General features: G+C 38.9%; 18 protein-coding genes. 16 read left to right on the top strand and 2 right to left on the bottom strand.

The genetic code is table 11. The features are described from left to right. Positions 1-158 precede the first annotated feature (158 nt). The 11 genes from ACWF5P_RS21680 to ACWF5P_RS21630 all read left to right on the top strand — a co-directional run bounded on the left by ACWF5P_RS21680 (position 159) and on the right by ACWF5P_RS21630 (position 8,765). A complete protein-coding gene (locus ACWF5P_RS21680; RefSeq protein ID WP_260357900.1) occupies positions 159-869 on the top strand; it encodes an anthrax toxin lethal factor-related metalloendopeptidase in 711 nt (236 codons plus the stop codon). A gap of 57 nt (positions 870-926) precedes the next feature. Continuing rightward, positions 927-1,721, top strand: coding sequence for a thymidylate synthase (locus ACWF5P_RS21675; protein ID WP_452445258.1), 795 nt, complete (start codon positions 927-929; stop codon positions 1,719-1,721). Further along, complete coding sequence (locus ACWF5P_RS21670; protein WP_452445257.1) at positions 1,718-2,203, top strand: dihydrofolate reductase; 486 nt, start codon at positions 1,718-1,720, stop codon at positions 2,201-2,203. The genes ACWF5P_RS21675 and ACWF5P_RS21670 overlap by 4 nt, the downstream gene beginning before the upstream one ends. 151 nt (positions 2,204-2,354) lie before the next feature. Further along, positions 2,355-3,623 carry a threonine ammonia-lyase IlvA gene (gene ilvA / locus ACWF5P_RS21665; protein WP_101225287.1) on the top strand — a complete coding sequence of 423 codons (1,269 nt, stop codon included), beginning with the start codon at positions 2,355-2,357 and terminating at the stop codon, positions 3,621-3,623. 194 nt (positions 3,624-3,817) lie between these two features. After that, entirely contained in the window at positions 3,818-4,009 is a 192-nt protein-coding gene (gene tatA / locus ACWF5P_RS21660) for a twin-arginine translocase TatA/TatE family subunit (RefSeq protein ID WP_034307557.1), read from the top strand. A gap of 85 nt (positions 4,010-4,094) precedes the next feature. Continuing rightward, complete coding sequence (gene tatC, locus ACWF5P_RS21655) at positions 4,095-4,841, top strand: twin-arginine translocase subunit TatC (RefSeq protein ID WP_101225286.1); 747 nt, start codon at positions 4,095-4,097, stop codon at positions 4,839-4,841. Positions 4,842-4,978: 137 nt separating this feature from the next. Then, complete coding sequence (locus ACWF5P_RS21650) at positions 4,979-5,242, top strand: DUF2535 family protein (RefSeq protein WP_306804680.1); 264 nt, start codon at positions 4,979-4,981, stop codon at positions 5,240-5,242. 227 nt (positions 5,243-5,469) lie between these two features. Next, on the top strand, positions 5,470-6,312 hold the full coding sequence (locus ACWF5P_RS21645; protein WP_101225285.1) for a DegV family protein: 843 nt from the start codon (positions 5,470-5,472) through the stop codon (positions 6,310-6,312). Positions 6,313-6,465: 153 nt separating this feature from the next. Next, positions 6,466-7,056, top strand: a complete 591-nt coding sequence (locus ACWF5P_RS21640; protein WP_402937725.1) for an SCO family protein — start codon at positions 6,466-6,468, stop codon at positions 7,054-7,056. A gap of 285 nt (positions 7,057-7,341) precedes the next feature. Continuing rightward, positions 7,342-8,184, top strand: a complete 843-nt coding sequence (locus tag ACWF5P_RS21635; RefSeq protein ID WP_101225283.1) for an SGNH/GDSL hydrolase family protein — start codon at positions 7,342-7,344, stop codon at positions 8,182-8,184. After that, on the top strand, positions 8,181-8,765 hold the full coding sequence (locus ACWF5P_RS21630; protein ID WP_101225282.1) for a YpmS family protein: 585 nt from the start codon (positions 8,181-8,183) through the stop codon (positions 8,763-8,765). Before ACWF5P_RS21635 ends, ACWF5P_RS21630 begins: the two co-directional genes overlap by 4 nt. 54 nt (positions 8,766-8,819) lie before the next feature. On the opposite strand, the gene ACWF5P_RS21625 is transcribed toward ACWF5P_RS21630, so the two are convergent. Continuing rightward, on the bottom strand, positions 8,820-9,569 hold the full coding sequence (locus tag ACWF5P_RS21625; protein WP_434167180.1) for a DUF4397 domain-containing protein: 750 nt from the start codon (positions 9,567-9,569) through the stop codon (positions 8,820-8,822). 188 nt (positions 9,570-9,757) lie between these two features. Between ACWF5P_RS21625 and msrA the strand changes: the two genes are divergently transcribed. Both msrA and msrB read left to right on the top strand, forming a co-directional pair. Continuing rightward, positions 9,758-10,300, top strand: coding sequence for a peptide-methionine (S)-S-oxide reductase MsrA (gene msrA / locus ACWF5P_RS21620; protein WP_434167179.1), 543 nt, complete (start codon positions 9,758-9,760; stop codon positions 10,298-10,300). Continuing rightward, positions 10,290-10,718, top strand: a complete 429-nt coding sequence (gene msrB, locus ACWF5P_RS21615; RefSeq protein WP_101225279.1) for a peptide-methionine (R)-S-oxide reductase MsrB — start codon at positions 10,290-10,292, stop codon at positions 10,716-10,718. Before msrA ends, msrB begins: the two co-directional genes overlap by 11 nt. Before the next feature lie 51 nt (positions 10,719-10,769). Here msrB and ACWF5P_RS21610 read toward each other — a convergent pair whose 3' ends face one another. Continuing rightward, on the bottom strand, positions 10,770-11,858 hold the full coding sequence (locus ACWF5P_RS21610; RefSeq protein WP_452445256.1) for a GDSL-type esterase/lipase family protein: 1,089 nt from the start codon (positions 11,856-11,858) through the stop codon (positions 10,770-10,772). Between the two features lie 305 nt (positions 11,859-12,163). Between ACWF5P_RS21610 and ACWF5P_RS21605 the strand changes: the two genes are divergently transcribed. The 3 genes from ACWF5P_RS21605 to ACWF5P_RS21595 all read left to right on the top strand — a co-directional run bounded on the left by ACWF5P_RS21605 (position 12,164) and on the right by ACWF5P_RS21595 (position 14,136). Next, positions 12,164-12,328: a YjcZ family sporulation protein gene (locus tag ACWF5P_RS21605; RefSeq protein ID WP_452445255.1), complete on the top strand. Its 165-nt coding sequence runs from the start codon at positions 12,164-12,166 to the stop codon at positions 12,326-12,328. A gap of 281 nt (positions 12,329-12,609) precedes the next feature. Continuing rightward, positions 12,610-13,584, top strand: a complete 975-nt coding sequence (locus ACWF5P_RS21600) for a S66 peptidase family protein (RefSeq protein WP_452445254.1) — start codon at positions 12,610-12,612, stop codon at positions 13,582-13,584. Positions 13,585-13,806: 222 nt separating this feature from the next. Then, positions 13,807-14,136, top strand: coding sequence for a hypothetical protein (locus ACWF5P_RS21595; RefSeq protein WP_101225275.1), 330 nt, complete (start codon positions 13,807-13,809; stop codon positions 14,134-14,136). Positions 14,137-14,247: the final 111 nt, after the last annotated feature.

Raw genomic sequence — 14,247 nt, 5'->3', positions numbered from 1 at the left:
TTCTCATGATGAATGGCAACCGAAATTACCAAAAAAACATAGAGTTTTTACATTAGGGCAATATGTTATACTAATATAATAGTATCGAAGGTTTAGAGTTTTTAAATAACATATATTTTCTTAACATAAATGAGGAATGAAGAAGGGGGGAGAAGCGTTTGAAAAGGAAGAAATGGTTATCCATACTTGCATTATTTGTCTTTTTATTCTCAATGCTCTCCTATTCATTAGCGAAGGATGAAGGGGTGAAATGGCGGAATTTACCCAAAGATAATCTTTTAAGACAAGCTGAGCTTTTTAAAGGCAATAAAGAATTGCAACGAATATTTTTATTTCCAGAAGAGGAGTACGATGAAAGGGAAGCACTTAAAATTGCTGGTACAATTAATAAACTGCCTCATTCCCTTTTGAAGAAAACTGCTGAAAGTGGTGTGAGGATCAAACTATTCGATGGTGATTTAACAGAAAATCAATCCGCGGCAAAATTAAAGGGGAAAACTCCGCGTGGTTATTTAAATAAAGAAACAACTTGGGATGATGTGCCTGGTATGGGCGGATCACATACGGTATTGGTTAAAATCGGGGCAAGTGACAAGGGCAACGGGCATGGCTCCGTTAATTTGGAACTGCATGAGCTGGGGCATTCTATCGATAATATAGTGTTTGATGGAATCCGTGAAGACATGGATTATTTGAAGATTTGGGGTAAGGAAGTGGATGGGCTGTTTCCCGGGATTACGTATTTTTCCAATTACCCTGAGGAATACTTTGCAGAAACGTTTGCCATGTTTTATGTGAACGATGAACAAAATCAATTGCTTAGACAAAAAGCCCCCAAGACTTATAATTTTATTAAACAATTAGATTAAACATTGGGCAATAATACGTTAAAATAAGGAGAATGAAAGTAGAAAAGGTGGTTTATCATGAAGCAATATTTAGATTTATGTAAGCATGTACTCGAAAATGGAACGCAAAAGGGTGATCGTACGGGAACAGGAACGATCAGTACCTTTGGATATCAAATGAGATTCAATTTAAAAGATGGATTCCCTGTACTTACAACGAAAAAGGTTAGTTTAAAAGCGATTATCCATGAACTATTGTGGTTTTTGAAGGGTGATACGAACGTTGGCTACCTTCAGGAAAATAGCGTGCGCATTTGGAATGAATGGGCTGATGAAAAGGGAGAATTAGGTCCGATCTATGGTCATCAATGGCGTTCTTGGGGAACGGCTGATGGAAGGCAAATCGACCAAATCAGTGAGTTGATCGAACAAATCAAAACGAATCCAAATTCAAGAAGGCTGATAATCAGTGCTTGGAATGTTGGGGAACTGGACGAAATGGCCTTGCCGCCTTGCCATGCTTTCTTTCAATTCTATGTCGCTGATGGTAAGCTTTCATGCCAGCTATACCAACGTTCAGCGGACGTCTTTTTAGGTGTTCCTTTTAACATAGCTTCATATGCGCTCTTAACGATGATGATCGCCCAAGTGTGTGATTTGGAAGTTGGCGAATTTGTACATACTTTCGGGGATGTCCACATCTACTCTAACCACCTTGAACAAGTGGAACTGCAGTTGACTCGTGATCCCAAACCATTGCCAATCATGAAAATCAATCCGGATGTGAAAAATATCTTTGATTTTAGCTTCGAGGATTTCGTTTTGGAAAATTACGAAGCTCATCCCCATATAAAAGGTGAGGTTAGCATATGATTTCATTGATAGTTGCTATGGATCAAAATCGTGTGATAGGTAATAACAATAAACTGCCGTGGCATTTACCGGCCGATTTGCAGTATTTTAAAAAAGTGACGATGGGCCATCCGATCGTCATGGGCCGAAAAACATTTGAATCGATCGGCAGGGTCCTGCCTGGCCGGGAAAATGTCATCGTTACCCGCAATCAGGATTTTAAAGCGGAAGGCTGCGTAGTTTTACATGATATAGCACAAATCAAAACGTTTGCAGATAGCCATGATGAGGAAGTTTTTGTGATTGGCGGAGCCGAAATCTTCAAGGAAATCCTTCCTGTTACCGATCGCCTGTATATAACGGAAATCCATGAAACCTTTGAAGGTGATACTTTCTTTCCAGTGATTGATGAAAATCAATGGGATAAAGTCTCCTCAAAACCAGGCAGCATCGATGAAAAAAATCATTATGCACATGATTTTATTATTCTACAAAAAAAATAAAGTGCTAATCCGATTATGGGGAAATGACCATAATCGGATTTTTTTGGTATGAAACGAACAAAAGAAAGAATTTTTAGAAAAATCAATTACATTAATAACAGTAAAGTGCTATAATGATTGAATTCATTAAGGAAGGAAATGAGGGATTGTTATGAATCAGACTGCATCTAAGAATAGGGGGATTCAATTGGAAGATATTCTAATTGCCTATAGAGAACTGAAAGAAATCGTTTTGCATACTCCTTTACAAAAAAATCAGAGGCTCTCTGAAAAATATGATTGTAATGTTTATTTAAAACGCGAGGACCTACAACACGTACGTTCCTTTAAATTAAGAGGGGCTTACTATAAAATGAAAAGCCTGACCGCTGAAGAGACGAAGAATGGAGTCGTTTGTGCCAGTGCAGGAAACCATGCACAGGGAGTAGCTTTTTCCTGTAGCCAATTAGGTATCCATGGGAAAATTTATATGCCTGCTACAACTCCAAGGCAAAAAGTCGATCAAGTGCAGTTATTCGGAAGGGATAATGTGGAAATCATCCTTGTCGGGGATACTTTCGATGATGCATTTGCCATGGCGATGGAATGCTGTGAAAAAGAAGAGCGTTCCTTTATCCATCCATTTGACGATGAAAAGGTAATCGCCGGGCAGGGTACAACGGCTGTAGAAATCCTGAATGATTGTGAAGATGGAATCGACTATGTATTTGCCGCTATGGGCGGTGGCGGTTTAATGGCCGGAGTATCGAGTTATTTCAAATCGGTTTCCCCAAATACGAAATGCATTGGAGTTGAGCCGCAAGGTGCTGCTTCGATGGAATACTCCTTCAAGGAAGGAAAAGTTTCTGAGCTTGAAAACATAGATACATTCGTTGACGGGGCAGCTGTCAAGTGTGTGGGACAGTTGACATATCAGCTTTGTAAGGAAAACCTGGAAGATATCGTTGTCGTCCCTCCAGGCCAAATCTGTACGACGATTCTCGATTTATATAATCAGCATGCGATCGTAGCAGAACCGGCAGGGGCTATATCTGTAGCCGCGTTGGATTTATACAAAGAACAAATCAAAGGCAAAACGGTTGTATGCATGGTCAGCGGAGGGAATAACGACATTGGGCGTATGCAGGAAATTAAGGAGAAATCCTTATTATATGAAGGGCTGCTTTATTACTTCATCGTGAATTTTCCGCAACGTGCCGGAGCTTTAAGGGAATTCCTTGATGAGGTGTTAGGACCGAATGACGATATAAGCCGTTTTGAATATACGAAGAAAAATAATAAAGAAAGCGGGCCGGCCCTAGTTGGTGTAGAATTAAAAGATAAAAATGATTATGAAGGGCTCATTCAGAGGATGAACAAGAAAGGATTCTCTTTCGTAGAGGTCAATAAAGACAGTAATTTATTTCACTTATTGATTTAATCATGGATTAAATGTTAAATTAGGATAGAATAATACCTATGTTTTTACATTTTATTCTGCCGGCCCAGTCGTATATGGGCATACTGTCGATAATTGTTACCATTCTATGACGAATTTCCAGTTTCCTTTCAATTGGTTGGAAATGGTATTATAATCGGGGTAGGTCTAATTACAACACCAAAGGGGATGTATCCATGTCGAACATTGGAGTACCTGGTCTAATTCTCATCTTAATATTGGCTTTAATTATCTTTGGCCCGAAGAAACTTCCAGAAATTGGACGAGCATTTGGACAAACACTTCGTGAGTTTAAAAAGTCCACGAGTGATTTAACAAAAGGTGATTATGAAGAAGATAAGAAGCTACAACAAAAAAATCATGAATGATTGAATGCTGGGCGTAAGATGCAACCGTCTTGCGCCTTTATGCTGGAACAAAGATACGGATTTTCAGATGAAGGCGTGATCAACTTTGGAAGATAAAGAATTAAATATCATCGATCATCTCGATGAATTGAGAAAACGGCTCATCATTACAGCTGTTGCTTTTGTCATCTTTTTTATCGCCAGTTTTATTTATGTTGAGGAGATTTATAATTGGTTCGTGAAAGATCTCGATTTTGAACTGATGGTATTGGGACCGAGCGATATTATCTGGATTTACTTTATGCTTGCAGGTGTCGTAGCCATTGCGGCAACGATACCGGTAATTGCCCTGCAAATCTGGTTATTCGTTAAACCCGCTTTGATGCCAAATGAAGTAAGGGCGACCCTTGCCTATATTCCGGCACTTTTCCTGCTTTTTATCGGAGGGCTTGCTTTCGGTTATTTTGTCATCTTCCCGACCATTCTTCAATTTTTGATTGAATTGGGCGATGGGATGTTCATAACCAGTTTTACAGCGGATAAGTACTTTTCATTCGTATTTAATATGACGATACCTTTTGCTGTTTTATTCGAGCTTCCCGTCGTTACCATGTTTTTGACCTCCCTTGGCATAATTAATCCTTATGTGCTTCAAAAGTTAAGGAAGTATGCATACTTTGTACTTGTTGTCATAGCGATATCGATTACGCCGCCCGACTTTATGTCAGACTTTATGGTGATGGTTCCGCTGCTGTTATTATATGAAATCAGTATTTCTTTATCTAAAGTCGTCTATAAACGAAGGGTGAAACGTGAAAGCTTGCGGGAAGGCACCTACGAGGAAGGTTTATAAAAAGAGGTCCATAAAGGCATTTTGTCCTTTATGGGTCTTTTTTTTTGTGAAAGTCAATCTGATTTGTCTGTTTTTTTACACATTTGAATATTTATACTTTTGGATTTATTGTGTATAATGTAAGCAATCGGTGAAAAATGAGGATTGATATTTTGATGTTCAAATGCTTGGAATTCAAAGATTGTTTTGGACATAAGGTCACAATTTCAGAAATACCTGTCTTACTGCCTAGTGATCCGAATTTTTTTATGTTGACCGTGCGTTTGGAAGTATTTGTAAAGAAGGTTTTTGCCAATAAAGATCATAAAGAAAATTACTCATTTAAGCATTATTTAGCATCCGTACTCAAATGGCCCGTTTATAACAAGCTTTTTTTTGGAAGTTTACTAAATAATGCTTAATGCGGACTGTTCCATAGCTAACATCTCCGTTAAAAGAGATGACACGAATGCCATGCAATATCTAATAAATCGGCATGTGTTCAGGTTAGCTCATGGGACGGTCTTTTTTTGTGTGAACATTTCAAAAGACTAGTATCACTTCACTTGATAAAAAAAGACCTTTGGTTTGAATGCGTACCTTGAATAGGTATAATACAATAGATATGTTAATTTAGGGATGTGTAATGATGAATAAAGTAAAGATAGTAACAGACTCGACAGTAGATATGACACCAGAGGAACTGGAATTTTATGATATAACAATGGTCCCTTTATCGATTTTTATAGATGGGGAGACTTTTTTGGATAAGGTTGAAATCGAACAAGAAGAATTCCTGAAAAGAATGAACCAGTCAAAAGAACTGCCAAAAAGCTCACAACCAGCCGTAGGTACCTTTGTGGAGGTATATGATGAACTAGGAAAAGACGGCAGCGAGATTATTTCCATACATATGACAGGTGGCATGAGCGGTACAGTTCGCTCAGCGGAAAGCGCAGCAAGCATGTCTGAAGCGAAGGTTACCGTTCTTGATTCGAAATTCATTTCAAAAGCGATGTCATTCCAGGTGATCGAGGCAGCGAAGATGGCGAAGGAAGGGAAATCCGTAGCTGAAATAATTGATCGACTGGAACATATTAAAAAGCAGTCAAGTTTAATCATTGTCATAGAAACACTTGATAACCTAGTTAAGGGTGGAAGAATTGGCAAAGTTTCTGCTTTTATTGGTTCATTGCTGCACATAAAGCCGATTGCACTTCTTGATGATGGTGTACTGAATCCTGTATCCAAAGCTAGGAGCCAGTCACAGGTCGTGAAGTTCATCATCAAGAAATTCAAAGAAGATACTCAAGGCAAAAAAATTAGAGGCATTGGTTTTGTCCATGCGAATGGTCTTGAAATAGCCGATAAAGTGCGCCACGCCATTTCAGACTTAACAGGATATCAAGACATAAAGATAGAAGCAACGACTGCCGTCGTAAGTACCCATACGGGTGAAGGCGCAATGGCAATCATGTATTATTGGGACTGATATGGATAAACCATGTGAAACTGCGTTTGGCGACGGTTTTGTCACTTTTACAATTGTCTTTAATTCGTAGAAATAGTTGCTGTTCTCATTCCGATTGGTCTGTTAGAATAAATGAAGTAACAGAATATTTTATACATAAAGGACGGGGTAGGGATGAGAAAGCTGCAATTGCTTATGGCAGCTATGGGAGCATCAATTTTTTTGCTGTTGACAGCATGTGGTTCCAATGGTGTACCTGATGCCAAAAATTGGGATCTTGAAGATTTCAGTTACATCGATCAGGAGGGTAAACCTTTCTCAAAAAGCGATCTCAAAGGAAAGGTTTGGGTAGCGGATTTTATATTCACTAGCTGTGAGACGGTCTGTCTCCCCATGACTTCGAATATGACGAAGCTGCATCAGCAATTGAAGGATGAAGGTATTACTGATGTAGAGTTCGTTTCATTTTCCGTGGACCCGGAAATTGACAAACCTGATGTTTTAAAAAAGTTTGGTGACCAATTTAATGTGGATTACGGCAACTGGCACTTTCTGACCGGTTATGGACAGGAAGAAATCGAGCAGTTTGCATTGGATAACTTTAAAACGATAGTCAAAAAGCCAGAAGCAGAAGATCAGGTGATTCATGGTACCAGCTTTTTTCTGATTGATCAAGAAGGAAAGATCATCATGGATTATACAGGCCTGCAGGATATTCCCTTTGATGAAATCATTAAGCATATTAAAATTTTACAGAATTATTGAACAGGTTAAATGACCTGTTCTTTCTGTTTTCATCCATCTTTATTATGATTTCAATGTAGTTTTAAAGATGCTGAAAATGAGCAATAATTTTATGAAGAAACAGCAGTGGTGAAGAATGATTTTACATGCTCAGTACATGCTAATTTTTATAGGACTAGCTTTAATTCACTGCATTTTTCATATTGTATAGTAAGGAATGCTCAATTCTGGAAGTACAATGAAGTATATTGTTTGCAATCTTTCGTTTTCTGCATGATATAATATATGGGTAGGAAGGTGAGGGTCATGAGATACAAAATCACCTGTCTTTTCATATGCCTAGTTTGGATTTCAGGCTGCAGTCAAAGTGAAACAGCCTCAAATCAGCCATCTGTTCAGCAGAAAAGCATAGTTGAGCTGAGTAAAAAGGAAACCATTCCTGCCAGCTTTTTTCCGGACCCTGTGAAAATCGTATCGATTGGCGACTCCTTGACTCAAGGTGTCGGTGATAGTAAAGATAATGGCGGGTATCTGCCTTATTTACAAAATAAGCTGGAAAAAGAACCATCGATTACTTCAGTTGAGATGATTAATCATGGCATACGTGGAAATAGGACCGACCAACTATTGAAAAGACTGGATAAGACTAGGATTAAAGAAGACATAAAGCAAGCTGACTCGATTGTCGTCACAATCGGTGGAAATGATATCATGAAGGTCTTTAAACAGAATTTCTCCAACTTGGAACTGAATCAGTTTGATTCGGCAAAAATAGGGTATGAAAAAAGATTAAGGCAGATACTTGATAAGGTTCGTTCCGAAAATGAATCTGCGCAAATTTACCTTGTAGGCGTCTATAATCCATTTTCCAAATGGTTCGGAGATTTTTATGAACTTGATATGATCATGAATGATTGGAATGAAAGCGGAAAAGAGATCATTGAAGAATATGATTCAGCCTATTTTATTGAAATAGCAGACATTTTCGAGAATTCCGAAGAAGATTTGCTGTATGCCGAGGATTATTTTCACCCAAATGACCGCGGGTATGAATTAATCGCAACAAGAATCTATAATGATATGGATATTACCACTATCGGAAAGGACACATTGGAAGCGAGTGCCAAAGGAGATGATGACCAAGAATGACAAATGTCAAATGGAAGACTTTGTTTATTTCCCTATTAGCCCTAAACATCCTGGTCATCCTGTTTGTAACGATTTTAGTTAATCTGCCGACTAAAGATAAAGATCTGATACCCAAAGTAAGCCATGAAGAAGATATCCAATTTCAAATTCATACGAATCGGGAAGATTTGACAAGATTAATCAACCAGTATCTGGATAAAGAGGGGTTGACGGGATCCATTCACTACGAAGTGTATTTAACGGATGAAGTCGAATTATATGGAACAATGCCATTTTTCAACCGTGAAGTGGAAATGAAATTGACTTTTGAACCAATTGCCCAAAAGAATGGGGATTTGATCCTGAAGCAAAAATCAATTGCAGTCGGTAAAATGAACCTTCCTGTTTCATATGTAATGAATTTAATAAATGAGCGTTATAATATGCCGGATTGGGTTAGCATCAGTCCCAATGATGAAAGTATTTATGTGTCATTACAGGATATGGAACTGAAAAGCGATATTAGGGTTAAGGCGAATGAATTCGACCTGAAAAATGATGATATTTCATTTTTATTGACCATCCCATCATCATTACAGTGATAGTGAATAGATGGATAAAAAACCAGGATCGATGCATCCTGGTTTTTTATCCATTTATGGAGATAGTGTTAAGGTTTCTAGTGAGGATGTCTGCCGATTCGAACCAATTAAATAAATGGTTGTAGGAGTATTGACTTGGAAGGCTTTGTTTGGCAAAGGGAGTGCGATCTCTTTTGTCCCAGCTATCCTCACTTCGAAGTCTACTATCATGGGATGTATATTAAGATATTCGCTTGCTTTCCTGAAATGAAGTTGATCAAAAACGACATCTCCATCTTTGACGGCAATATCCACCGAGAGTAAATCATGTGAAAGCTGAATGAATCGTACCTTTGCTTCATTTGGAGGAACAAATGGATTATCTTCGAAAGATAACATGTTCAATGATTCATTAGCCAGGGCAGATGCAACAGCAATGGTATAGAAAGTCCCGCTTTCAAGTGTCACTTTACAGCTTAAAAGAGGTAAGGCGCTTTGTCCCCTGCTGTATATTTCCAATGGGTACTTGCCAGCGGGGAGTGGTAAATAACCATTGTTCTCTTTATATGAGAAATTTTTAAGGATAGGCATTTCATTTACATAAACATCAAATGATGGAGCTGTTGGGGCAGCATGTAAAAAGCGTACTTGTGCAGGCGGTAGTACACTCATTTGTTCATATCTCAATTGTTGTGTTGATTTTTCGAGACTTTTCAAATGCTTATGGAAATAATAATCATGTAATTGCGGATCGCTGTTTTTGTAATAAGACGATAGTAAATCATATGTTACCGATTTTTGTGAATATGATTGTTTATCGCTCATTTCCAACACCTCTCATTTTTCCAGTATGTTCATATCATATGTTGTCATGCTTGGGCGTGTGTCTCCCGTTTAAAAAGAGTAGGGACGATTTTTCGTGAAAAGGGTCGATCGGCATATTATTTTACAGGGTCATATAAAAGCGTTAAAATTCATTCAATGGATTGTTTGTAAAAAAGGAGGATTTTCATTTGACAAAGCAATTAGAGAAGGCAACATTCGCAGGCGGATGTTTCTGGTGCATGGTGAAACCATTCGATGAACAGCCTGGCATCGAATCCGTTATCTCTGGCTATACGGGCGGGACTACGGAAAACCCTACGTACAAAGAAGTTTGCTCCGAAACGACTGGCCATTATGAAGCAGTTCAAATCACCTTTGATCCAAGCGTATATCCATATGAGGAGATAATCGGGTTATTCTGGCAGCAAATTGATCCGACAGATGCTGGCGGGCAATTTTATGACCGGGGAAGTTCTTATCAAACGGCCATTTTTTATCATGACGAAAACCAACGTGCAATAGCAGAAGCATCCAAGGCTAAGCTGCAGGCAAGCGGGAAATTTTCAGGACCGATCGTAACGCCGATTATACCAGCCAAAACGTTTTATCCAGCCGAGACTTACCACCAGCATTATTATAAAAAGCAACCTGAGCATTATGAAAGATATTCGATTGGTTCAGGACGGAAAGCATTTATACAACATCACTGGGGGGAAAAAAATGAAAAGTAAAGAAGAATTAAAACAGAAACTCACTCCGATTCAATATGAAGTCACACAAAATAATGGAACGGAACCAGCCTTTAACAATGAATATTGGAACTTGAAGGAGGAAGGATTATATGTGGATATCGTTTCAGGAAATCCTCTTTTCACTTCAAAGGAAAAGTTCGATTCAGGCTGTGGTTGGCCAAGCTTCACTAAACCGCTTAAAGAAGAGGAAGTAGTGGAAAACCTCGATACGAGTTATGGTATGAGAAGGATAGAAGTCCGCTCAAAAACTGCCGATTCTCATCTGGGTCATGTTTTCAATGATGGGCCGGGACCGTCGGGATTACGCTATTGCATCAATTCTGCATCATTAAGGTTCATCCCGCTCCAAGATCTTGAAAAAGAAGGATACGGAGAGTACAAAAAGCTGTTTGATTGAATGCAAAACCCCCTATCAGCTAATGATAGGGGGTTATTTATTGGGTAGTATTCAATCTGTGATGATTGATGCGATCCGGACATATGGAATGGTGGTAAGTTCCATTGCTTTAGTCCTGCCAGTCACCTCAAAACGGACAGTATGTGAACCGGGACGGAGCCCATTTGTGATAAATAAATATCTTTCACGGGCAAATGGCCACCACGTATTCAAAGTCGTGATTTCATTTCCGTCGATCCATACATTCACTTCCCCGCCATCAGGACTTCTAAGCAGTTTAACACCAAGCATACTTCCATTGAAGGTATATTCAATCACACTGCCCTTTTCACTGCTAGTGTAATAGCCACCCCTTGGACGGAAACCGCTCATTTTTCCATAGTGGTCAATTTCCGATAATTCAAATTCAGAACGGTCATGCAGCTTAGATGGAAGGCCTGCTACAGCCTTTTCCCGTTTGAAGTTATCCAGGAACCGTTCATAAATTGCATCAGCATATAATTTATAACCCAGCCCATTTGGATGAATCAAATCTCTTGTCAGCTGTTTTTCCGTATATCCTGAATCTTTGAATATGGGTCGCATATCCACATTGGTTGCACCGTATTGTTTGGATAAAAGTCCGATGGCTGACGCAAATTCCTCATATTTCAAGGAACTCTCTGTTATTGTGAATAATTCAGCATTAGGGTGGAGACGTTTCGCCTTTCTCATTAACGCTTCATATGTCATGGTAAAATCATCGACGTTCATATATTTGCGATCATTCTCACCAAAAACGAAGAAAATCAGATCTTTGTGATCATGCTCCCTTTTTTGGGAAAGCTTGAATAGGCCTTCAAAAGCTGTGGCTCCGCTTTGGACCACGTAGTCACCGTGTAAAGAAATATCATTGGCTTCATTCATCTTATTTTCTAACTGTTTGAACCATGTTAGATTAGGCTTTTCAGCTCCCGACCCTCTTCCGATACTGTCACCAATGACGAGATATTGAATGGGCTGGCCTGATTGGAATTTTTGATAAACATTTATCGAATCATCTGATCCATATGTTTTAGGGACTTTTTGAAGGATATAGCTGATTAGAAGGATCGTGGCGATTGCAGCGAAAGGGATGAAGGATTTTGCGTTCGTTTTCAATTATGTTCCCCCGTATTGCCTTTTATGTATCCATGTAGGTATGAGATAGCTTAAAGAGGCTAAGAATTCTTTTTTCCTTATTATATCCCAATTTTAACGTAACACAATAAGTATGAAATGTTTTTTTGACATTTTTCATGGTTAGTCGCGGTAATTCAGCCATTGAATGATTACAGGTGAAGATGGTGTTGCTTGAAGTTTTTTCTTAAATCCAGAAAAATGGGCAAATGCACAGACCAAGGCGGGCGTATTGACATATGGTAAGGTGTAAAGAGAAATAAGAATTCTAAAAGGAGTGAAACTTAATGTACGGATATGGTGGAAATGTTGCAGGACCAGGATTTGGTTATGGTGGCGGTGGATACGGCGGCGGCGGTGGCGGTGGTTGCTGCGGATTTGGATCAGGCTTCGCATTAATCGTTGTCTTGTTCATTCTATTGATTATCATCGGCGCTTCATTCTGCTGCTAATACGATAACCTAAAGACCAGCTGATAAAGCTGGTTTTTTCTTTATGTTAGGAATGTGGGTGGACCTTTTTAGGTTCCATGGTTGTTGACTGAAAAGGCAGGTTAAATCCAAGGTGGACAGGCGATACATAACCAATCCTAATTCCATTCCAGATACCGGCATGGCCAATCTGCATCAAAATAGCTTGTGTGAAAGAATACCATGAAGGTTCTGGGTTTTTCTTTGTTCACCATTTCTGCTAAAATAACGACAGAATGTAATTAATTTAGGGGGATAAAGATATGAAACCTTCCCGTTTACAAGCAGGGGATGAAATTCGCGTAATTGCTCCTTCAAGAAGTTTGGCGATTGTCAAAGGGGAACAACGCAGATTGGCAGAAGAAAGGTTAACTGAACTTGGTTTTAAAGTGACATATGGTGAAACGGCTTTGTTCCATGATGACTTTTTCTCGAATTCGATCGAAGACCGGATCGAGGATTTGCATGAGGCGTTCAGGAATCCAAATGTGAAGGGGATTTTTACAAGCATCGGGGGGTATAACGCTAACCAATTGTTACGATATATCGACTATGATTTGATCAAGGAAAATCCAAAAGTGTTGATGGGTTATAGTGATATAACCGCAATTTTATTGGCCATTTATAATAAAACAGGTTTAACTACATATTCAGGTCCTCATTTCTCGACGTTCGGGATGAAGGCTGGTCTGGAATATACGATGGAATATTTTAAAAAGGCTGTAATTGAAAGTGAAGGCTTTTATCTTGAGCCAAGTGAAACGTGGAGTGATGATTCCTGGCATTTAGAACAGGATGACCGAACTTTCCACCCGAATGGTGGATATATGGTCATTCAGGAGGGTGAAGCGGCAGGAACAATCATTGGAGGTAATCTTTGTACACTCAATCTATTGCAAGGGACAGAGTTCATGCCATCTTTAAAGGACAGCATCCTTTTCATAGAAGATGACGAAGAAAGCCATCCATTCAGTTTTGACCGGGATTTACAATCCTTGCTCCATCAGCCGGGTGCAAGTGGGATTAAAGGAATCGTCATCGGCCGTTTCCAAAAGGATTCCGGAATGACTGAATATGCCTTGCAGGAAATCATCACTTCCAAAAAGGAGATAAATGGCATACCTGTGATCGCAAATGCCAACTTCGGTCATGTCCATCCATTTGTAACGGTGCCGGTTGGTTCAAAAGCTGTAATGAAGGTGAAGAATGGAAAAGCGACGATCCAGATCCTTTCCTGACACATTATGTAGACGCCGTTCAAAAAGTGGACGGTGTCTTAATCTGTTCGGGATATGTATGAATATATTTTGCATTCTGGTGTATTTTAGGAGTCTTTCCTCTTGTAAGCCCTGGAAATTGTCCTATTTTACAAGCATTATTAGGGAATATGAGTCTAATAGTTCAAATTCTTTATTTTTCTGATATAATACTAAGAGATTTAAAATAGAAAAGGTGATTATGTGTTATTAACAATTCCAGCATCCATTCGTTTAGAAGGGGCTTTGGCCGAGTATAATAAAAAAGGCCGTGTGAGCCATACATGTTTCGTATGTAACGAAGACACTTCTAATGGGGATGCAAGTAACTTAAACTACTATAAGTTAGGAACTAAAAAAGTTTGTCATTCCTGCATGAAAAATGTTTTGCGTCATCCGTCTTTAAAAGAGTATGAATATGTACATACTTCAGTTATCGATAAAGCTGCTTTTTATAAAAATGTGCTGGCTGTTTTAAAGGATGAAAGCTTTTTGGAGTCAATTCGTGAAGAAAAACTAAATAGCGTATTGTAAGAAAAAAGTGTATCTTTTGCGGATACACTTTTTTTGTCGCCTTTTTTTACGATCTCCCATGAAACCAAGAAACTTATCCGATTACATGCCTAGGGCAATTTCTTTAGCAAG

Source organism: Peribacillus sp. NPDC055009 (assembly GCF_053608705.1).
Note: the sequence above shows the minus strand (reverse complement) of the source record. Positions and strands in the feature narration are given on the sequence as shown.

Excerpts from the sequence above, each read along its gene's own strand:
- ACWF5P_RS21675 (WP_452445258.1), top strand. The coding sequence starts at position 927 with ATGAAGCAATATTTAGATTTATGTAAGCATGTACTCGAAAATGGAACG.
- ACWF5P_RS21635 (WP_101225283.1), top strand. The coding sequence starts at position 7,342 with ATGAGATACAAAATCACCTGTCTTTTCATATGCCTAGTTTGGATTTCA.
- ACWF5P_RS21600 (WP_452445254.1), top strand. The coding sequence starts at position 12,610 with ATGAAACCTTCCCGTTTACAAGCAGGGGATGAAATTCGCGTAATTGCT.
- ilvA (WP_101225287.1), top strand. The coding sequence starts at position 2,355 with ATGAATCAGACTGCATCTAAGAATAGGGGGATTCAATTGGAAGATATT.
- msrB (WP_101225279.1), top strand. The coding sequence starts at position 10,290 with ATGAAAAGTAAAGAAGAATTAAAACAGAAACTCACTCCGATTCAATAT.
- ACWF5P_RS21650 (WP_306804680.1), top strand. The coding sequence starts at position 4,979 with ATGAGGATTGATATTTTGATGTTCAAATGCTTGGAATTCAAAGATTGT.
- ACWF5P_RS21630 (WP_101225282.1), top strand. The coding sequence starts at position 8,181 with ATGACAAATGTCAAATGGAAGACTTTGTTTATTTCCCTATTAGCCCTA.
- ACWF5P_RS21645 (WP_101225285.1), top strand. The coding sequence starts at position 5,470 with ATGAATAAAGTAAAGATAGTAACAGACTCGACAGTAGATATGACACCA.
- ACWF5P_RS21670 (WP_452445257.1), top strand. The coding sequence starts at position 1,718 with ATGATTTCATTGATAGTTGCTATGGATCAAAATCGTGTGATAGGTAAT.
- ACWF5P_RS21640 (WP_402937725.1), top strand. The coding sequence starts at position 6,466 with ATGAGAAAGCTGCAATTGCTTATGGCAGCTATGGGAGCATCAATTTTT.
- ACWF5P_RS21625 (WP_434167180.1), bottom strand. The coding sequence starts at position 9,569 with ATGAGCGATAAACAATCATATTCACAAAAATCGGTAACATATGATTTA.
- tatA (WP_034307557.1), top strand. The coding sequence starts at position 3,818 with ATGTCGAACATTGGAGTACCTGGTCTAATTCTCATCTTAATATTGGCT.
- ACWF5P_RS21605 (WP_452445255.1), top strand. The coding sequence starts at position 12,164 with ATGTACGGATATGGTGGAAATGTTGCAGGACCAGGATTTGGTTATGGT.